Below are 20,473 nucleotides of genomic sequence, written 5' to 3' on the forward strand. Positions count from 1 at the left end.
AATGTTAGGTCTATTCATAATGATAAGATGAAGTGCGAAATGTGGTTATCATACAACCTGTAATTTGGGTTGTCTGGAAACTTTACATTGTGATTCTATCAATCCTGCTACTAGTTTACCAGAAATTAGTGATGGCGGTACTCCTGGTCCGGGAACAGTTAGTTGTCCTGTAAAAAATAAATTCTGAACTTTTTTACTTTTCAACTTAGGTCTAAGAAATGCGGTCTGCAATAGGGTGTTTGCCATACCATAAGCATTTCCTTTGTATGAGTTATATTCTTTTATAAAGTCCTTTACACAAAAGGACTCTTTAAAGATAATATTATTTTGAACACTTTGTTTCGTTAAATTTTCAAAACGTGTTATAATTTTATTAAAGTATTTTTCTCTTAAAGCTTCCGTATCTTCTATTCCTGGTGCTAATGGAATTAAGAAAAAACCATTTTCCATTCCTTCTGGAGCTGTACCACTGTCAGATACCGAAGTGAAGTTCGCATAAAATAACGGGTTTTCTGGCCATTTAGGATCATCATAAATATCTTTGGCATGAACATCAAAATCAGTATCAAAAAACAAATTATGATGCTCGATATTATTTAGTTTTTTGTCAAACCCTACATAAAAGAGTAGAGAAGAAGGTGCAAAAGTCTTTCGCTCCCAGTACTTTTCTGAATACTGTCTATATTTTTCATCAAGAAGTGTTTCTCCATGATGGTAATCTGCTCCACATAGAACTATATCTGCTTCGATGGTCGAAGCATTAACAACTACACCAGTAGTCTTACCATTTTCTACTAATATTTTGCTTACTGGAGTGTTTGTATGAATAGTAACACCTAGTGATTCGGCTAGTTTTTTCATTCCCAATATAACCTGGTACATTCCGCCTTTTGGATGCCAAGTTCCTAATCCAAAATCAGCATAGTTCATAAAACTATAAAAAGCAGGAGTGTCACTAGGTTTTGCACCTAGAAATAAAACTGGAAATTCTAAAATTTGAATTAGTTTCTTATTAGTAAATTCTTTTCTTACTTCCTTAGAAATAGTACTAAAAAACTGACCTACTTTCTTAATTGTTTCTTTGGTTACTAATTCTATTGGTGAAACACCAGGTCGATATACCAAGTTTTTTATCGCAATATCATAATTGCTTCTGGCTGCATCAATAAATTTTTTCAGCTTCGCTGCACTTCCTTTTTCTTCTTTTTCGAAAGCTGCGTATATTTTATCAAGAGTATCTTCTATAGAAATACTTTTTCCATCTTCAAAAAACACCTGATATGCTGGATCTAGTTTATCCAATTTGTAAAAATCGGATGCTGAAGTATTAAAATCATTAAAAAATTTTTCAAAAACATCGGGCATCCAATACCAAGAAGGGCCTATATCGAATGTAAAACCTTCTTTTTTTAATTGACGTGCTCTACCACCAACAGTATCATTTTTTTCATAAATAGAAACTTCATATCCCAATTGTGCCAAATAGCAAGATGCGGAAAGAGAGGAAAAGCCAGAGCCTATTATTACTACTTTTGGCGTCATATTGGTTGGTTTATTTGGTAGATTATAATTCTTTAATTAAATCGTTTATGGATGAAAAATAACGATGGTTGGGAGCACTAGTTTTCGATATGTGCATGGTTTGTTTACCTAACATCCAAAATTCACTTTCTCTTTTTGTGCAAACCACTTCATTGAATTTTTTAACGTAATCTTCAATTTTATCTTTCTCTGGTCTTACAGTAAAATAGGAGAGAAATGTGGTATTTTCGTGAAAAGTTAGCATGTTAGGTAGACTATCTAAAGGAATACTTGGTCCCAAGTAGATAGCTTTATATCCCTTAAGTAGAATTTCATAATTGATATACAATAAACCTAATTCATGAATTTCATTTTCTGGTAAAAACAATATAAATGCTTTATCAGTTTGAGTAGCTTTAGAATATTGTAATTTCTCAATATTGATAAGTAGTTTCTGTTTTATCAAATTAGTAATGAAATGCTCATGAGATGGACTGATAGTATTTGTTTGCCATAACAAACCTATTTCCGTCAATAACGGTATGAAAACATCTGTAAATATTTGACGGAAAGTTCTTTTCTCCGATAATTGTTCATACGTACCTAAAAACAACTGTAAATCATAATTAAGCATCGCTATTTTAAGAGAGTTGATGGCTTGATTTTTAGTGCTAGTATCAGAAACTATGCGTCTCACATATTCATCAATCTCTTCATTATTTAATTTAGAAACTCGAGATATTTTATATCCGCTGTTTACTAAATATGTAACATTAAGAAGTTTCTGTAAGCTTTTTAAACTATATGTACGAATGTTAGTCTCAGTTCGGTCTGGAGATAATAAGTTGTATCTTTTTTCCCATATTCTTATGGTATGCGCTTTTACTCCGCATAAATTTTCCAGATCTTTAATACTAAAATTTTGCTTTATGTTGTTCACCTTTTCATCAAAATAGTTAAACAAATTTAAACAAAAATCTAGCTACTTTGTAAATTGTCCTTGTTAAATTATTAACGATTATTGTTAAAAAAAGATATGAAATGCATTATTCGCAATAGGTTACTGAAAAAAATATATCAGCAAAATTATTATTATCGAGGACTGTTTTTAAAAAAAAATAATGTCTAATTGTTTGTAAAACAGTTTTTTTTAAAGATTTAAGTATAATGGTCTTAATGATTATTTCGCAGGTTATAGATTCATAATTTTGTATTTAACCTTTTTTAAAATAAATCCGGCAAGAGTTTTTACTTTTGCCGGATCAACGCTTTTAATTACTTTTCTATGTAATCCATTGGGTCTACATTTTTTCCGTGATGACGTACTTCGTAATGAAGATGAGGTCCTGTAGATAGTCCAGTGTTACCACTTTTTCCTATAATGTCTCCAACACGTACTTGCTGATTTTCTTTTACATCAAAACTATCTAGGTGTGCATACCAGGTTTCGAAACCGTCGGAATGTGAAATTACTATCAAATTACCCCAATTCTCTTCTTTCTTCGCAACTTTTACTGTTCCATTTGCTGTAGCCACAATGGGTGTTCCGATTTTTGCTCTAATGTCAATCCCTTTGTGGATCTTGTTTTTCTTCCGTTGTGGATGATCAAACTTTTTACCATAAACGGCCGTAATATGATCTTTGGATCCGTTTTTAACGGGAAAGATGGAAGGAGGTATTTCTACAATTATCTCTTCTGTGATAATTTGTTCTAATACATTCGTTGTGTCTAATTCTGGTTTTATAAAAGCTGTTAGCAGTATAAATAAAACAGGCGTAAGTAAAATGTATCGGATGATTTTTTTTGGATTGGAATTGGTTTTTGTGATCATGTCTATTCGTTTTTTGATTAATGAATGATTAAAATAACTGTGTAATTTTGAATTGCGTGTACTTCCTAAATTTTTGATTAATAATTCTAGGTATTCGGATTTTTTTACTTGATTACCTACCACATATTTGTCTGCCTGAAATTCGTGAACGGATTGTAATGTTTTTCTGAATACATAAGTAAAAGGGTTGAACCAAAATATGGCTAGATATAGTTCCGTAAGTATTAAATCAAATGTATGGTACAGCATGATATGAGCTTTTTCATGTTCAAGAACTGGTGTTTCGATAGTTTGAATTTGATCTTTAGGGATAAAAATCCATTTGAAACTGGAGAATATGTGTGAAGCGTTAGTAAGAATTATTGAGTAGTTTTTATGTAAAAGTGTTTTAGACTTTTGTTTTAGTTGAAATAGTTTAATTATGGATAATAATAATTTTAAGACACAAAAAACAGCTCCAAAGAGATATAAGGTAGTTAAGACCAATAGGATACTACTGTTTTGGAGCGTAAAAGTGTTTTTTTCATAATTTTCTTCTAGGATGATATGTTCGAAAGACACATATTCTTCTAAATGCGGTATGATGATTGCTTCTGGAATAGTTTCAAAATGTATATGACTTAGTAAAGGAATACCTAATGATAACGGAATAATAGATAGCAGTATGATTCTATTAATATTATGGAATGTTAGCTTTCTAAAAAATAAGTGATAAGAAATATGCAATACCGTAAAACAAAAACTTGACTGTATAAGATAGATGATAAGGCTAGTCATTTTGCTTTTTTAATAGTTCAATTTTGTCTTCTATCATTTGTTTCATTTCCTCTAATTCTGAAACATTTAGGTCCTCATCTTTTGTGAAAAACAAAGCAAATTTACTTACAGAACCACTAAAAAAATTCTTTACCACTCCCTTAAAGTGGCTTTTAAAATATTGCTCCTTACTTATGAGAGGATAATATTCTTTAATTCTTCCGTATACGTTAAAGCTGATGAATTTTTTAGTAACCAGAGTTCTTATTACGGTAGATATTGTGGTATAAGCTGGTTTTGGTTCTGGAAATTGTTCTACGATATCTTTTAGGAAAGCTTTTTCTAGTTTCCAAAGGTATTTCATAACCTGTTCTTCTGCTTTTGTTAAATCCTTCATAGAGCAAATATAACTATATTTTTAGTAATAAAACTATAAATTTAGTAATAAAACTATGTTTATAGTAATATTTATGTTTAGGGTAGGTTATTGAAGTAATTTAAATTACTGTTTGTTACGAGTGCTCGGATTTAAATCAGTTTCGCTAATTTTTTTAGATAAAAAAGTTGGGATAGTAAATCAAGGGAATGTGTTAGTGTTCTATTTCGGAAGAAAAAAAGTGCCCAGAGCGGGAGTCGAACCCGCACGCCCTAATGGACACATGGCCCTCAACCATGCCTGTCTACCAATTCCAGCACCTGGGCATTATAGATCACAATATAGTATAAAACTAAAAAAGTATCACAAGAGATTGCAATACTTTTTAGTGACCGGGCTGGGGCTCGAACCCAGGACCCTCTCCTTAAAAGGGAGATGCTCTACCAACTGAGCTACCCGGTCATTGATACGGTAATATCATTATTTTTTTAAGAACTTAAGATTAGAATTATTTATAAAAGAAATGATCTAATCTTTCTTGTGACCGGGCTGGGGCTCGAACCCAGGACCCTCTCCTTAAAAGGGAGATGCTCTACCAACTGAGCTACCCGGTCATTACATTCTTTTCCTGAATGCGGGTGCAAATATACTATCATTAATTTATTTTTCAAGAAGAATTTAATATAAATTTACATTTTATTTTAAATGCCCTTTTTTAAAGGCGTAAATAACCTAAAATTTTGTTCATGAATATCGTCTTATTAGGATATATGGGATGCGGTAAATCATCTATTGCCAAAGCTTTAGCTGATCAATTAAAAATAAATAGTATTGATTTGGATGATTATATAGAGGATCAGGAAAATAAAACGATTACTCAGATTTTTGCGGATCATGGAGAGATTTATTTTAGAAAAAGAGAGCATCAGTATTTAAAAAAGCTATTAGAAACGCACACAAATCATATTATTTCGCTTGGAGGAGGTACTCCTTGTTTTGCTGGTAATATGGAGCTTCTAAAAGGCAATGATCAGAATAAAAGTGTCTATTTGAAGACTTCGCTAGAAGAATTAGTAGATCGTTTATTTACAGAAAAAGAGAAGAGACCTTTAATAGCACATATAGCTACAAAAGAGGATCTAAAGGATTTTATTAGAAAACATCTGTTTGAACGTTCGTTTTATTATAATCAGGCAGCTCATATAGTTTCTACAGATGCGAAAATGGTTGATCAAATAGCAGAAGAGATAGAGTCAACATTATTCTAAGGTTGCTATATCATTGTCTCCAAAAGTAACATTAACGTGTTCATTCAATGATGTAGATAAAGAAATTCCTTTAAAGTCAGCTTTAATTGGATACTTTTTATGGTTTCTATTTACCAAGACTGCTGTTTTAAATCTGGTTAGTGGAACATCTAAAAAATGTTTTACTCCATAGACCAAAGCTGTACCAGAATTAAGAACATCATCTGCCAGAACTAACGCTTTGTTTGTATATTCAGAAGGAGAAAGTGAAGTCTCTACTGTATTTTGAGGAGCTGATTTATCCATAGTAACCTTACATAGTACTACGTGGATATCAGAGATTTCTTCCAACAGAGACTTTAATCGTTGTGCAAAAATATAGCCGTTCTCTGCTATCCCAGCAATTACAATTTCTTTTTCACTAACATTAGTCTCATAAATTTGATAAGCGATTCGCTTTATCTTATGCTGAATTTGTTCGTGAGTTAGGATAATATTGTTTTTGGTTTGCATAAGGATATATTCTATTATTTTGCCTAATTAGACTTCAAATATAAAAAACAGTTCGCTACCCTTTCTAGGAAGAATAGAATTATAACAATTTTCTAGGGTTGTAATTTTGAATTGTGAAGAAAACAAAGAAGTGTATTCTTGCTTGGTTCCGCCAAAAGGAGGACCAGATTGTTCAAAAACACGATTAAATAAAACTCCCACCAATTCCCCCTTGTTTTTTAGTAATGACCTCATTTTAGAAACGTATTCTCTTCTTTGTTTGGGCACTAACGCACAGAAAAATGTTTGTTCTATAATCAGATCGAATTTACCTTCAATCTCAAAAAAATCATTGTGTATGATATGTTTTTTAGGAAAGGTGGGATTGTTTCTTTGAAATTGATTTAATGTTTCTTTTACAAAATCTACTATATATACATTTTTGAAACCTTTGGAGTGCAAGTAAATGGCTTCATAGGCATTTCCACATCCTGGAATTAGTATTTTTAAATCTTTGTTTTTTAACTGGTCAGCATATGTTGCGATAGGAGTAGAGACGTAGCCTATATCCCATCCAGTCTGATTTTGTTCATATTTCTGAGTCCAAAAAGCTGCGTCTAATTTCATTCTTCGCTATCGTTATCTGATGGTCCTTCAAACCAATCATCAATATCTCTTCGATCTTTCTTAGTAGGTCTACCCATTCCCTTTTTGCGATAATAATCTTTAGAATAGTTTAAAAGGTCTAATTTTTGCAACGCTTCTTCTGGAGTAACGTCTTTACGATATATGTCGACTAGTTTAGCACCTAGTCGGCTTTTTGGTGTGTCTAAAACGATAAGTTCATAATTTACTTGGTTCTTGCGGACAGTAATTTTATCTGTAGGATATATTTCTCTAGATGGTTTTATAAGATCTCCATTTACACGAACTTTTCCTTCTTTACAAGCTTTTGTAGCTATGCTACGTGTCTTATAATACCTGATACACCATAAATATTTATCAACTCGCATAAAAAATGATTAAAAAATGCGTTTATCTCTAATAATAGTTGAGCAAAAGTACAAGAAAATTGTATCTTGCGCCTTCAAAAAAGCAATCAGATGAGTATAAAAAGATATATTCTAGCCATAGGTGTTGTTATGGCAGCTTTATATGCATGTAATAATGACGATGATGATGGTATTATTGCAGTACCACCAAGGGATGAAGCAGAACAGGAAGCAGATGAGGCACCAATTATCGAAGATTATTTAAAAACCCACTTTTTTAGATTTGTAGATAATGAGTTTAATCCAGATTACCAGGTTATTCAGTTTGATACGATAGCAGGAGCGAATAGTGCTGAAACCTCCATATGGGATTCAGGACTGTTGCAAACCAAAACTGTCACTAGAAATGATGTTGATTATACATTGTATATCATGAGTCATAATGCTGGAAATGCTGAACAAAGACAAACTAGATTTGCGGATTCCACTTTTGTGACCTATCGAGGAGAGGTGTTTTACGACTATGAAGATGATGATGGAGATGGTATTCCAAATGATGGAGATGTAGATGCAGATGGAGATGGAGAACCAGACATGGTAGATGAAACCGAAACGAAGACAGATAGCGATGGAGATGGAATTGCAGACGATAGTGATGTTGATAATAATCCAGGTGAACCAGACTCTGATGGTGATGGTGTAATAGATGCCAATGATCCTGTGGATAATAACAATCCGAACAGAAGAGTTTTTGATAGTGCTGTAAATCCCTTATGGTTTGATCTAGTTTCAGTGGTTGATGGTTTTAGAGAGGCGATTACTGATTTTAAAGGTGCTTCTGGTTTTACAGAAAATAGCGATGGAACAGTTAGTTATGGCATGGATTTCGGTAATTTTACGGTTATCATGCCCTCTGGGTTAGCATATTTTGCTGAACCTCAAAATGGAATACCGCAATACGCACCACTTATCTTTCATGTGCAGTTATACGGAAGTGTTGAAGCAGACCATGATAATGACGGTGTTCCCTCTTATTTAGAAGATTTGGATGGAGACAGATTGGTGTTTGATACGGATGATGATACAGATAGTAATGGGTTTCCTAACTATTTAGATCCAGATGACGACGGTGATGGTACTTTAACTATCGACGAAGATTTGGAGCCTGATACAGACTTAACTGTGGATAGAGATGGAGATGGAGATCCGACAAATGATATAGGAGATGGAGATCCAACGAATGATGATACTGATGGAGATGGAATTCCAAACTATCTAGATACAGATGATACAGCTTCAAGAGAAGATTAAATAAAAAAACTCCGGTACTAACCGGAGTTTTTTTATTCTTATTTCGTTTTTTAATTAATTAAAGATCTAATGCCAAACTAAGTATAAATTGATTAGGTCTAGAGTCTACTCTAATGGTTTGCCCAGTATTTTCATCAATAGATTGCGCTTGATTTTCAGAAATACCTCTTTCGTATCTAAGATCAATATTAAGGCGTCTTATTTGTAAACCTACTCCAAATTGAACACCTACCGTAAATTCATTCTTAACATTGCTTAAACGAACATCTTCGAGGTTGTTGTCTATGATATATTGCAAAGAAGGACCACCAAAAACATGTAATGGGCCTAATAGATATACTCCAGCTAGAATGGGTAAATCTAATTTTTTTAGATCATAATCTAGTTCGCGATTGTTAAACGAATACGAGCTATTGTTTTGTGTATACTGTAGCTCTGGTTTTAGGTAAAAATTATCGGTAATATCGCCTCTTAGAAATACACCGATATGATAACCAACACGATCATCTGCGTTTTCGGAAAGTAAATTATCCCCTGCATTGGTAAGATCTGTGAATTCAATCTTACCGTTATCTCCGTAGTTGAGACCTGCTTTTACCCCAAAATTTAATCCTTTGTCCTGACCAATAATTGTAAATGAACTAAAAAGAATTAATAACACTAATACATTTTTCATTTTAAATGAGTTTTAAAAGATGAATAAATAACTAACTATTTTTTTGGTTGCGGTCAGTGTTTCTAGTATAACGAAAATAGAAACGTATTATTCTTAATAGTAATCAAAAAGCCTTCCATTTTTGATGGAAGGCTTTTTATTATGAATTATGGAAGAAAATATATTCTCTATTTTCTTTTAATTACTTTTTCAACTGCATTTACAATAGCTTCTGCATTTAATCCATACTTAGCCATTAGTTGATCAGGAGTACCACTTTCTCCAAAGGTGTCGTTAGTAGCAATAAACTCCTGAGGAACTGGATAATTCTGAGCTAGTACTCTAGAAACACTTTCTCCAAGTCCGCCAAGGTAGTTGTGCTCTTCTGCAGTTACAATACAACCTGTCTTTTTTACAGAATTTAATATCGCTGCGTCATCAAGAGGTTTAATGGTATGGATATTAATTACTTCCACACTGATTCCTTTTGCTTCTAATGTTTCGGCTGCTAACAAAGATTCCCATACTAAATGACCAGTAGCAACTATCGTAACGTCATTACCTTCTTGTAAGTGTACTGCTTTTCCTATTTCAAATTTTTGATCTTCTGGAGTGAAATTAGCAACTTTTGGTCTTCCAAAACGTAAGTATACAGGTCCTTCATATTCTGCAATCGCTATGGTAGCGGCTTTAGTTTGGTTATAATCACATGGATTAATTACTACCATTCCTGGTAGCATTTTCATTAAACCTATATCTTCCAAAATCTGATGTGTAGCACCATCTTCTCCAAGTGTCAATCCTGCGTGAGATGCACAGATTTTTACATTTTTTCCACTATAAGCAATAGATTGTCTTATTTGGTCGTATACACGACCTGTAGAAAAATTAGCAAATGTTCCTGTAAAAGGAATCTTTCCTCCTATAGTTAATCCAGCAGCAATTCCCATCATATTAGCCTCTGCAATTCCAATCTGAAAAAAACGATCCGGATTGTTAGCTATAAATGCATCCATTTTTAGAGAACCAATAAGATCTGCACACAATGCAACAACATTCTCATTTGTTTTTCCAAGTACTTCAAGCCCCGCTCCAAAACCTGATCGAGTGTCTTTTTTTCCTGTATCTATATATTTTTTCATGAATAGTTTTTTTGAGTGATTCAGTATAAAATCACTTATATCTTAATAGTCTCCTAAAGTTTCAGGATTTTGTGCTAAACCAATTTCTAATTGTTCATCATTTGGAGCTTTTCCATGCCAGGCATGTGTATGCATCATAAAATCAACACCATTACCCATCACAGTATGCATTAGTACGCAAACAGGTTTACCTTTGCCTGTTCTACTTTTTGCTTCTTTTAAGCCATCTACTACAGCTGTGATATTATTTCCTTCTTTAATTTCCATAACATCCCATCCAAAAGCCTCAAATTTAGCTTTAAGACTTCCTAAGGCTAATACATCATCAGTAGATCCATCAATTTGCTGACCATTTAAATCAATAGTAGAAACTAAATTGTCTACTTTTTTTCCAGCAGCATACATGGCAGCTTCCCAAATTTGACCTTCTTGTAATTCACCATCACCATGAAGACTATAGACAATATGATCGTCATTGTTTAGTTTTTTGGCTTGTGCAGCACCTATAGCTACAGACATTCCTTGACCAAGAGATCCTGATGCAATTCGGATACCTGGAAGTCCTTCGTGAGTAGTTGGATGTCCTTGAAGCCTACTATCGATTAATCTAAATGTATTTAGCTCTTCTACTGGAAAATATCCACTGCGAGCTAATACACTGTAATATACAGGCGAAATATGTCCGTTTGATAAGAAAAAAAGATCTTCTCCTATTCCATCCATATCGAAACCGTCTTTTCTGTCAAGAATTTCTTGGTAAAGAGCTACAAAGAATTCTGTACATCCCAAAGAACCACCTGGGTGCCCTGAGTTTACTTTGTGAACTTGTCGTAAAATGTCTCTACGAACCTGAGTCACAAAATCTTCTAATTGTTGTGTTTTTGGCATTGCTATGCTGATTAGCTTTATGATTAAGGCGCAAAAATACAGGTTTTGAGTACTGTAGCAAAATGTGGATGCAGCTTTTAATTAAGATCCTATTGTTAATAACGAAAACTTTTCGAAAATGAGACTTTATCAAAGTAGTTTTAGTTAGTTATCTTTGCGCTCTACGAAATAGAAATTATGCAATTCGACCTATTATCAACAGATCCACAAAGCAAAGCAAGAGCAGGAAAAGTAACAACAGATCACGGAGTAATTGAAACTCCAATTTTTATGCCTGTTGGTACCGTAGCTACAGTAAAAGGAGTGCATCAACGAGAATTGAAAAATGATATCAATCCAGATATTATTTTAGGAAACACGTATCATTTATACTTAAGACCACAAACACCTATTCTTGAGAAAGCAGGTGGTCTGCATAAATTTATGAATTGGGATAGAAATATTCTGACGGATAGTGGAGGATATCAGGTGTATTCATTATCAGCGAATCGCAAAATTAAAGAAGAAGGGGTAAAGTTTAAATCACATATTGATGGTTCTTATCATGTTTTTACTCCCGAAAATGTTATGGAAATTCAACGAACCATAGGGGCAGATATCATAATGGCTTTTGATGAATGTACTCCATATCCTTGTGATTACAATTATGCAAAAAGAAGTATGCATATGACACACAGGTGGTTAGATCGATGTATGCAACATCTGGAAAAAGTTCCAGTTAAATATGGATATGATCAGACTTTTTTTCCTATCGTGCAAGGAAGTACGTATAAAGATCTAAGAAGACAGTCTGCCGAGTATATCGCTAATGCTGGAGCTGAAGGAAATGCAATTGGAGGTTTATCTGTTGGAGAGCCAGCGGAAGAAATGTATGCTATGACAGAAGTAGTAACAGAAATATTACCAGAGGATAAGCCTAGATATTTAATGGGAGTAGGTACTCCTATAAATATTTTAGAAAATATTGCACTAGGTATAGATATGTTTGATTGTGTAATGCCAACTCGAAACGGAAGAAATGGAATGTTGTTTACAGCGCATGGCACCATAAATATTAAGAATAAAAAGTGGGAAGATGATTTTTCTCCGATAGATGAAATGGGAATTACCTATGTAGATACAGAATATTCCAAAGCATATTTAAGACACCTATTCACGGTAAACGAAATGTTAGGAAGGCAAATTGCTACAATTCATAATTTAGGATTTTATTTATGGTTGGTTCGTGAGGCTAGAAAACATATCTTAGCTGGCGATTTTTATACATGGAAAAATATGATGGTAAAACAAATGGATAAAAGATTGTAGTTTGAAAATATTAGACTGGTACATACTTAAAAGATATTTAGGAACATTTTTTACAATGATCCTACTGTTCATTCCTATTGGAATTATTGTGGATCTTTCTGAGAAAATCGATAATATGTTGGAGCATAAGGTGCCATTCGCTGCGGTGGTTTCTTATTATCTTGATTTTACCGTTTACTTCGCTAACCTTTTATTTCCTTTATTCGTTTTTTTATCAGTAATCTGGTTTACTTCCAAACTGGCTAACAAAACAGAAATTATTGCTTTTTTAAGTTCTGGAGTATCATTTTGGAGATTTCTTAGACCATATATGATTGGAGCAATTCTCATTTGTTTAGGAGCATTAGCGATGGGACTTTTTTTAGCACCAAAAGCGAGTCAAGGATTTAACGAATTCAAATATTCTTATTTAAAGAAAGGTAAAAAAGTTCAGGAAACCCGAAATGTATATCGACAGTTAAATGATAGTATATTTTTGTATGCTAATGACTTTAAACCTCTTAAGAAAAAAGCGACCAATTTTACTTTAGAATATTTTGATGGTAATAAATTAGTCACAAAAATTTCTGCCAGAACCATTACTTACATCGAGAAAGATAGTATATATGAATTAAGGGATTTTGTGAAACGAACTATTCTTGAGAACGAAGACATTATCGAAAAGGCGAGAAAAAAAGATACTGTGTTACCTTTTAATATAGATGAATTTACACCGGTAACTTATGTGGCAGAAACGCTTAACTATATGGAGTTAAGTAAGTTTATTGAAAAAGAGACTAAAAGAGGTTCTTCGGATATCAATAGATATAAAGTAGTGGCCTACAAAAGATGGAGTATTCCTGTTTCGGCATTTATATTAACTGTCATTGGGGTAGCAGTTTCTTCTATGAAAAGAAGAGGAGGAATGGGAATAAATCTAGCGGTAGGAATTTCATTAGCTTTTGTGTTTATCTTTTTTGATAAAGTTCTTGGAACCTTGGCAAATCAATCGGATTTTCCACCTCTAGTAGCAGTGTGGTTTCCAAACGTTTCTTTCGGAATATTAGCAATCTATTTATTGTATAATGCCAAACGCTAAACTTCAAAATTATTTACATTTTCATTTTATTGTTTTCGTCTGGGGATTTACCGCAATACTGGGCGAACTAATTACCATTGAGGCTTTACCGCTGGTTTGGTATAGAATGTTAATGGCTTCAGGTTTTATTTATCTATTTATTCTTTTCAGGAAAGTTTCACTTAAGATATCAAAAAAACTCTTTATGGTTTTAGGTATTGCAGGTGTTATTATTGCATTACATTGGATCACATTTTTTGCAGCCATAAAAGCATCTAATGTTTCCATTACATTGGCAGTATTATCTACTGGTGCCTTTTTTACTTCAATTTTAGAACCAATATTTTATAAGAGAAAGTTGATCTGGTATGAAGTGGTTTTTGGATTGATGGTGATTTGCGGATTGTACATCATATTTAATGTAGAAGGAGATTATGTCCTTGGAATTATGTATGCAATCTGTTCTGCATTCTTATCGTCAGTATTTTCATTAATTAATGGAAAAATAGCGCAGCAATATTCACCATCCATGATCTCGTTTTATGAATTGTTAAGTGGTGTTGGATTTATAACAATCTATCTTTTTGCTATTTCTTTTTTGGGAACGGAAGGAGAAGGATTTTCTAGATCATTCTTTCAACTATCTACTTCAGATTGGATATATCTTATCATATTAGCTTCTGTATGTACTGCATATGCCTTTATTGGTTCGGTGCAAGTAATGAAGTATTTAAGTCCATATACTGTTATGTTAACCATTAATTTGGAGCCTGTCTATGGTATTGTACTAGCGTATCTAATTTTTGGTGATGCAGAAAAAATGAATCCAGGATTTTACTACGGAGCACTAATAATTTTGGGGACTGTGGTGCTAAATGGAATTTTTAAGAATCTAAAAAAAATAAAAATACAAAAGTCTTAATACTAGTTTAGGAAGTATTGTTTTATATTTGTCTGCTAACCCTAGTTAAAAAAACAAAATATATTCTTGATATGGAATATTTAGAATTTGAACTCCCCATAAAAGAACTCGAAGAACAATTTCAAAAAGCCTGCGCTATTGGAGAAGAAAGTGATGTAGATGTTACTGATACGTGCAAGCAAATTGAAAAGAAGTTAAATGAGACTAAAAAGGAAATTTACAAGAATCTTACTGCTTGGCAAAGAGTACAGTTGTCCAGACACCCTTCTAGGCCTTATACCCTAGATTATATCAATGCGATATGTGGAGATTCCTTCTTGGAACTACATGGTGATCGAACTGTAAAGGACGACAAAGCGATGATTGGTGGTTTAGGTAAAATTGGCGATCAAAGTTTTATGTTTATTGGTCAACAAAAAGGATTTAATACCAAAACGAGACAATATAGAAACTTTGGTATGGCAAATCCAGAAGGGTACAGAAAGGCTTTGCGTTTGATGAAAAGTGCAGAGAAATTTGGTATTCCTGTTGTAAGCTTCATTGATACTCCAGGTGCATATCCTGGTTTAGAAGCAGAAGAAAGAGGGCAAGGAGAAGCAATTGCAAGAAATATCTTGGAAATGACACGACTCAAAGTTCCTATTATTGTTATAATTATTGGCGAAGGTGCTAGTGGAGGAGCTTTAGGAATTGGAGTAGGAGACAAAGTATTGATGCTAGAAAATTCTTGGTATTCTGTTATTTCTCCAGAGAACTGTTCTTCTATATTGTGGAGAAGCTGGGAACAAAAAGAAATTGCAGCAGAAGCCTTAAAATTAACCGCTAAAGATAGTGTAAAACTGAAAGTGGTTGATGAAATAGTTAGAGAGCCTCTTGGAGGAGCTCATAGCAATAGAGAAGAAACTTTTAAGGCAGTACGCGATAAAATAATATCATCTTTAGAGGAGATGAAAAACTTATCACCAGAAGAATTGGTAGAAAAGCGTATGGATAAATATGCTAATATGGGAGTCTTTAAAGGCTAACCCCTATTAAATCACTTGACAAAAAAATCTGAAGTTTTTGACTTCGGATTTTTTTGTGTTTATTAACAATATAATTAAGTTATTAACAGTTCAATTGTTGATGACTGGTGGACATTCATTACCTTTGTAAAAGGTCCATCTCTTTACAATTTTTTTACATTCGTGGTTATGGAAAAAGTACAGCAAACTCAGCAATCTAATTACGGTCGGGGGAACGTTATATCGCTGGAAAAAGGAAAAATACCTCCTCAAGCAGTTGATTTAGAAGAAGTTGTGCTTGGAGCGATGATGATTGATAAGAAAGGAGTTGATGAAATTATCGATATCCTAAATCCAGAAGTATTCTATAAAGAATCGCATAAATATATTTTTGAAGCAGTCTTTAAACTATTCGAAAATTCTGAACCAATCGACTTATTAACGGTTTCGAGTCAATTAAAGAAGGATGGAAAATTAGAATTAGCAGGAGGGGAATTTTATCTTATTCAACTCACTCAAAAGGTAGCCTCTTCGGCACATATCGAGTTTCATGCTCGTATAATTTTGCAAAAATATATTCAAAGAAGTTTGATTAAAATATCAAATGAAATAATCGAAGAGTCTTATGATGAGACTACAGATGTTTTTGATCTTTTGGATATGGCAGAATCCAGATTATATGAAGTTACCCAAGGGAATATCAAAAGATCTACAGAAAGTGCTCAGAGTTTGGTAATTCAGGCTAAGAAAAAAATTCAAGAGATTTCTAATAAAGAGGGAATGAGTGGTGTTCCTTCTGGTTTCGATAAGCTAGATAAGCTTACTTCTGGATGGCAACCAAGTGATTTAATAATCGTTGCTGCACGTCCTGGTATGGGTAAAACAGCGTTAACCTTATCGATGGCACGTAATATGGCCGTTGGAGCTAATACTCCGGTAGCATTCTTTTCTTTGGAGATGTCATCTGTACAGCTTATAACACGTTTGATCTCTTCGGAAACTGGACTTTCTTCAGAAAAACTTAGAACTGGTAAGTTAGAAAAGCATGAATGGGAACAGTTAAATGTAAAAGTAAAAGACTTAGAAAAAGCACCACTTTTTATTGATGATACACCATCACTTTCGATTTTTGATTTAAGGGCAAAGGCAAGACGATTGTCTTCTCAGCATGGTATTAAAATGATCATCATCGATTACTTGCAGTTAATGACAGCTGGTGGGAGTGGAAAAAACGGTAACCGTGAACAGGAAATCTCTACCATTTCTCGAAACCTGAAAGCTTTGGCAAAAGAATTGAATATCCCTGTGATTGCACTTTCGCAGTTATCTCGTGCTGTGGAAACCCGTGGCGGTAGTAAACGACCGCTTTTAAGTGACTTGAGGGAATCTGGAGCGATTGAGCAGGATGCTGATATTGTTGCCTTTATATTTAGACCAGAATATTATAAAATCGATGAGTGGGATGATGAAGAAAGATCACCTACACAAGGACAAGGAGAGTTCATTGTAGCAAAACACCGTAATGGTGGTTTAGAAAATATTAGGTTAAAATTCATTGGTCACTTAGGTAAATTTGATAACTTAGATGATTTTAGTACTCCTTTTGAGTTCCATTCTAAAATGAATGACGGTAAAGAAGAAGATGATCCTTTTAGTACAAGTCATCTTCCAAGCGCCGACGAAGCTTTTGGGAGTAGCATAAATGACTCTAATGATGATGACGATGTACCTTTCTAAAATGAATTGTAAGCTATTAGTTTACAGTTTTTTATTCTTTTTTACTTTTCAATCATATGCTTCTTATGTATTGATTCCTATGGATGCTGAAAGTCAGCAAAACCACCTAAAGGCCTATGGTATTACTTATTGGACTCTTAGTAAAGATTTAAAAGTAAAATGGTTACTTAATTACAGAGGCGGTTCTTTTTTATTACCCGATACAGAAGATATCAAAAAAGAATGTACCATAAGAGGAGTTTCTTATGAAGTATTAAGTAATACAAAAACAGAAGAGATTTTAGAAGAAATCAGCAGCCCTTCCAAGAATATGGAAGCTGTAGTCTTAGAAAAAGCACCTAAGATTGCTGTATATTCTCCAAAAGGAAATCAACCTTGGGATGATGCGGTAACTATGGTATTGACTTTTGCTGAAATTCCTTATGAAACGGTCTATGATAAAGAAGTTTTAGAAGATAACTTGATCTTATATGATTGGTTACATTTACATCATGAAGACTTTACAGGTCAGTATGGTAAATTTTATGCTACCTATAGAGCACATCCTTGGTATATCAAAGAAAAAGCTGCTGCAGAGAAGTTAGCAGCAGATTTAGGGTATGATAAGGTTTCAGAAGAAAAGTTAGCGGTAGCATTAAAGATAAGAGATTACGTTGTTGGTGGTGGTTTTATGTTTGCAATGTGTAGTGCCACCGATAGTTTTGAAATAGCTATAGCAGCAGAAGGGGTTGATATTTGCGAACCTATGTTTGATGGAGACCCTAGCGAGCCGGGGTATCAAGCAAAAATTGACTTTTCTAAAACTTTTGCTTTTAGAGATTTTACTCTAGAAAGAAGTCCTAATGTATATGAGTTTTCCTCCATAGATATGACTAGGAAAAGACGTATTCCTAAGCGAACAGATTATTTTACATTAATGGATTTTTCAGCAAAATGGGATCCGATACCTACAATGCTTTGTCAAAATCATACAGCGCTAGTTAAAGGATTTATGGGGCAAACTACTGCCTACGATCCTACAGAAATAAAATCCAATGTACTTATTCTCGGAGAAAACAAAACAAATAATGAGGCCAGATATATCCATGGAATCAAGGGGAAAGGATTTTTTACGTTCTACGGTGGACATGATCCAGAGGATTACCAACATAGAGTGGGTGATCCGAAAACGGAATTAGAATTACATCCTAACTCTCCTGGATATCGTTTGATTCTTAATAATGTACTCTTTCCAGCAGCTAAGAAAAAGAAACAGAAAACCTGATTTTTATTTTTTCTAAACATTGTACTGATTTTTTTCGTTATTACATTTTCACTGAATACAGTGTATGACGACCTATGTAGTGTTATTAGTTTTATCCCTGTAATGTACAGTATTGTATTGTCTGTACATGTTTTTTAGAGGAGAATAAAAGAATTAACACAATGAAAAAAAGATTATTTTCAAATTATATTCTAGGAATTACATTAGTAATCAACAGTTTTATAACTCAGGTAGTAGCACAAACCCAAGTAGGGCAAGATGTGGATGGAGAAGCAGCTAGCGATACTTCTGGTAGATCAGTTTCATTGAGTTCTAATGGGAATATATTAGCGGTTGGAGCAACAGATAATGACGGTAATGGTTCTAATTCGGGTCAGGTGCGTGTTTTCGAAAATGTAAATGATGTATGGACACAAATAGGAGATGATATTGATGGAGAGGAAGCAGGTTTCAAATCAGGAAGATCCATAAGTTTAAGTGGCGATGGAACTAGAGTTGCTATTGGAGGATCAAATTCTGGTCAAGTTAGAGTATTTGAGCGAAGTAGTAATACTTGGATACAGTTAGGGCAAGATATCGATGAGGAAGCAGGTGATGAAACTATTAGAAATGTCAAGTTTAGTCAAGATGGTACCACATTGGTTGTTGGAGCATGGACAGATGTAGTAAATACAGTAAATGCAGGTAGAGCAAGAGTCTATAGATTGGATAATACCAATAATTGGGTGCAATTAGGTGCAGATATTTATGGAGAATCCGAAGGCGATGCTGCTGGTTCTATTAGTATTAATGGAGATGGAACCATCATTGCTATTGGAGCGCAAGGGAATGACGGCAATGGTAATCGTGCTGGACATGCTAGAGTGTTTCAATGGACAAACAATACTAATTGGGTACAACTTGGGCAAGATCTTGATGGAGAAGAGCCTGGAGATGCTTTTGGAAATAAACTAGCTTTGAATGCTTCAGGAACAATTATAGCTATGGGAGCCGAATTTCATGACGCGTCTGGAAATCCTGGAGATTACTACGGTCAGGTAAGAGTTTTTGAATGGGATGGAAATGGTAGTTGGGTACAGAAAGGTTCAGAAATTATAGGTGATCGATATAGCCAATCTGGACATTCTCTGACTATTAATGCCGAAGGAAATATTTTAGCTATTGGAGCACCTTCTGATAATAATGGAGCAGGTAGTGGTGCCGGATATGTAAGATTATATAAATGGGATGATGAAGATACTCAATGGAGAAGAATTGGTTCAGAAATCAGAGGTGAAAGAGCATTGGATGGAGCAGGTTCTTCAGTAGCATTAAATTCTGATGGAAGTCTTGTTGCAGTAGGAGCGACAGGGAATGACGATAATGGCAATAGATCAGGAAATACTAGAGTGTTTTCAGTGGATGTTATTTCGCCTTTAGGATATAGTGTTAGTATTGATCAGAGTTTAATTGAGCCGTCAAATGAAACTAACGTAAGCTTTACTTTTATTAATGCCGAAATAGGAACTTCTTATATGTATAGTTTTAGTAGTTCAGGTGATGGAAATATTGATACTATAAATGGTTCCGGAACTATTTCTCAAAGTAATGAAACAGTTTCAGGTATCGATTTGAGCAGTTTATTGGAGGGAACTATCACTCTACGTGTACGTTTGATTGATCCTACAGGGAATCGAGGAACTTACGTTACTAGTACTGTACTAAAGGATGATCTACTTAGTACCCAGGAATTTGATGCATTTAGAATTGCAGTCTATCCTAATCCCACCAATGGGGAAATAGTTGTAAATACTAAAGTGAACCATATTGATGTATATAATCTTCTTGGTCAAAAAGTTTTTGAAACAGAACAGAATCGTTTTGATATTTCTTTTCTAGAATCTGGAGTATATCTTATCAAAATAGCAACAGATCTGGGAAGTCTGGAGAAAAAAATTAGTAGGCGTTAGTTTTTAAGAGTAATTTATT

At 33.9% G+C, this 20,473-nt stretch carries 19 protein-coding genes and 3 tRNA genes; 9 read left to right on the plus strand and 13 right to left on the minus strand.

Annotation, left to right across the window (positions count from 1 at the left end; all coding sequences use genetic code 11):
* Positions 1-48 precede the first annotated feature (48 nt).
* The 7 genes from crtI to Q1A73_RS14470 form a co-directional block, all read right to left on the minus strand.
* The gene (gene crtI, locus Q1A73_RS14440) at positions 49-1,542 is read right to left on the minus strand and encodes a phytoene desaturase family protein (RefSeq protein WP_299606903.1); all 1,494 of its coding nucleotides are present in this window, start codon (positions 1,540-1,542) and stop codon (positions 49-51) included.
* Positions 1,543-1,564: 22 nt separating this feature from the next.
* Positions 1,565-2,461, minus strand: a complete 897-nt coding sequence (locus Q1A73_RS14445; protein ID WP_299606904.1) for a MerR family transcriptional regulator — start codon at positions 2,459-2,461, stop codon at positions 1,565-1,567.
* A 335-nt stretch (positions 2,462-2,796) separates the two neighbouring features.
* Entirely contained in the window at positions 2,797-4,131 is a 1,335-nt protein-coding gene (locus Q1A73_RS14450; RefSeq protein ID WP_299606906.1) for a peptidoglycan DD-metalloendopeptidase family protein, read from the minus strand.
* Positions 4,124-4,507, minus strand: a complete 384-nt coding sequence (locus Q1A73_RS14455; protein ID WP_299606908.1) for a BlaI/MecI/CopY family transcriptional regulator — start codon at positions 4,505-4,507, stop codon at positions 4,124-4,126. The genes Q1A73_RS14450 and Q1A73_RS14455 overlap by 8 nt, the downstream gene beginning before the upstream one ends.
* Before the next feature lie 221 nt (positions 4,508-4,728).
* Positions 4,729-4,812 (minus strand) — tRNA-Leu (locus Q1A73_RS14460).
* Positions 4,813-4,875: 63 nt separating this feature from the next.
* Positions 4,876-4,948: transfer RNA gene (locus tag Q1A73_RS14465), tRNA-Lys, on the minus strand.
* Positions 4,949-5,027: 79 nt separating this feature from the next.
* Positions 5,028-5,100 (minus strand) — tRNA-Lys (locus Q1A73_RS14470).
* Between the two features lie 132 nt (positions 5,101-5,232).
* Here Q1A73_RS14470 and Q1A73_RS14475 point away from each other — a divergent pair.
* The gene (locus Q1A73_RS14475; protein ID WP_299606910.1) at positions 5,233-5,754 is read left to right on the plus strand and encodes a shikimate kinase; all 522 of its coding nucleotides are present in this window, start codon (positions 5,233-5,235) and stop codon (positions 5,752-5,754) included.
* Here the strand turns inward: Q1A73_RS14475 and Q1A73_RS14480 are convergent.
* Genes Q1A73_RS14480 through Q1A73_RS14490 form a run of 3 tightly spaced genes read right to left on the minus strand, consistent with a single transcriptional unit; the run spans position 5,746 to position 7,238 of the window.
* Positions 5,746-6,246 (minus strand): phosphoribosyltransferase family protein, encoded by a 501-nt coding sequence (locus Q1A73_RS14480; RefSeq protein ID WP_299606911.1) that lies wholly within the window; start codon positions 6,244-6,246, stop codon positions 5,746-5,748. The two genes, Q1A73_RS14475 and Q1A73_RS14480, sit on opposite strands and share 9 nt — an antisense overlap.
* A gap of 27 nt (positions 6,247-6,273) precedes the next feature.
* Positions 6,274-6,852, minus strand: a complete 579-nt coding sequence (locus Q1A73_RS14485; protein ID WP_299606912.1) for a methyltransferase domain-containing protein — start codon at positions 6,850-6,852, stop codon at positions 6,274-6,276.
* Positions 6,849-7,238 (minus strand): S4 domain-containing protein, encoded by a 390-nt coding sequence (locus Q1A73_RS14490; protein ID WP_299606914.1) that lies wholly within the window; start codon positions 7,236-7,238, stop codon positions 6,849-6,851. Before Q1A73_RS14490 ends, Q1A73_RS14485 begins: the two co-directional genes overlap by 4 nt.
* A gap of 90 nt (positions 7,239-7,328) precedes the next feature.
* Here Q1A73_RS14490 and Q1A73_RS14495 point away from each other — a divergent pair, with 90 nt between their 5' ends.
* The gene (locus Q1A73_RS14495; protein WP_299606917.1) at positions 7,329-8,528 is read left to right on the plus strand and encodes a hypothetical protein; all 1,200 of its coding nucleotides are present in this window, start codon (positions 7,329-7,331) and stop codon (positions 8,526-8,528) included.
* Between the two features lie 58 nt (positions 8,529-8,586).
* Here the strand turns inward: Q1A73_RS14495 and Q1A73_RS14500 are convergent, their stop codons facing one another.
* The 3 genes from Q1A73_RS14500 to Q1A73_RS14510 form a co-directional block, all read right to left on the minus strand.
* Entirely contained in the window at positions 8,587-9,204 is a 618-nt protein-coding gene (locus tag Q1A73_RS14500) for a porin family protein (protein ID WP_299606919.1), read from the minus strand.
* 167 nt (positions 9,205-9,371) lie between these two features.
* The gene (locus tag Q1A73_RS14505) at positions 9,372-10,325 is read right to left on the minus strand and encodes a transketolase C-terminal domain-containing protein (RefSeq protein WP_299606921.1); all 954 of its coding nucleotides are present in this window, start codon (positions 10,323-10,325) and stop codon (positions 9,372-9,374) included.
* 42 nt (positions 10,326-10,367) lie between these two features.
* The gene (locus tag Q1A73_RS14510; protein ID WP_299606922.1) at positions 10,368-11,213 is read right to left on the minus strand and encodes a transketolase; all 846 of its coding nucleotides are present in this window, start codon (positions 11,211-11,213) and stop codon (positions 10,368-10,370) included.
* 177 nt (positions 11,214-11,390) lie between these two features.
* Between Q1A73_RS14510 and tgt the strand changes: the two genes are divergently transcribed.
* From tgt to Q1A73_RS14545, 7 genes are all read left to right on the plus strand, one after another.
* Positions 11,391-12,521 carry a tRNA guanosine(34) transglycosylase Tgt gene (gene tgt / locus Q1A73_RS14515; protein WP_299606923.1) on the plus strand — a complete coding sequence of 377 codons (1,131 nt, stop codon included), beginning with the start codon at positions 11,391-11,393 and terminating at the stop codon, positions 12,519-12,521.
* A gap of 1 nt (position 12,522) precedes the next feature.
* Entirely contained in the window at positions 12,523-13,599 is a 1,077-nt protein-coding gene (locus Q1A73_RS14520; protein WP_299606924.1) for an LptF/LptG family permease, read from the plus strand.
* Positions 13,586-14,500, plus strand: a complete 915-nt coding sequence (locus tag Q1A73_RS14525) for an EamA family transporter (RefSeq protein WP_299606926.1) — start codon at positions 13,586-13,588, stop codon at positions 14,498-14,500. Before Q1A73_RS14520 ends, Q1A73_RS14525 begins: the two co-directional genes overlap by 14 nt.
* Positions 14,501-14,571: 71 nt before the next feature.
* Entirely contained in the window at positions 14,572-15,525 is a 954-nt protein-coding gene (locus tag Q1A73_RS14530) for an acetyl-CoA carboxylase carboxyltransferase subunit alpha (protein WP_299606927.1), read from the plus strand.
* A gap of 168 nt (positions 15,526-15,693) precedes the next feature.
* Positions 15,694-17,241, plus strand: coding sequence for a replicative DNA helicase (gene dnaB, locus Q1A73_RS14535; protein WP_299606928.1), 1,548 nt, complete (start codon positions 15,694-15,696; stop codon positions 17,239-17,241).
* Between the two features lie 79 nt (positions 17,242-17,320).
* Entirely contained in the window at positions 17,321-18,505 is a 1,185-nt protein-coding gene (locus Q1A73_RS14540; protein ID WP_366141463.1) for an asparagine synthetase B, read from the plus strand.
* A 161-nt stretch (positions 18,506-18,666) separates the two neighbouring features.
* Positions 18,667-20,454, plus strand: a complete 1,788-nt coding sequence (locus tag Q1A73_RS14545; RefSeq protein WP_299606930.1) for a T9SS type A sorting domain-containing protein — start codon at positions 18,667-18,669, stop codon at positions 20,452-20,454.
* The last annotated feature ends 19 nt before the right edge of the window (positions 20,455-20,473 follow it).

The sequence above is a fragment of the uncultured Aquimarina sp. genome, assembly GCF_947492115.1.
Taxonomy (GTDB): domain Bacteria; phylum Bacteroidota; class Bacteroidia; order Flavobacteriales; family Flavobacteriaceae; genus Aquimarina.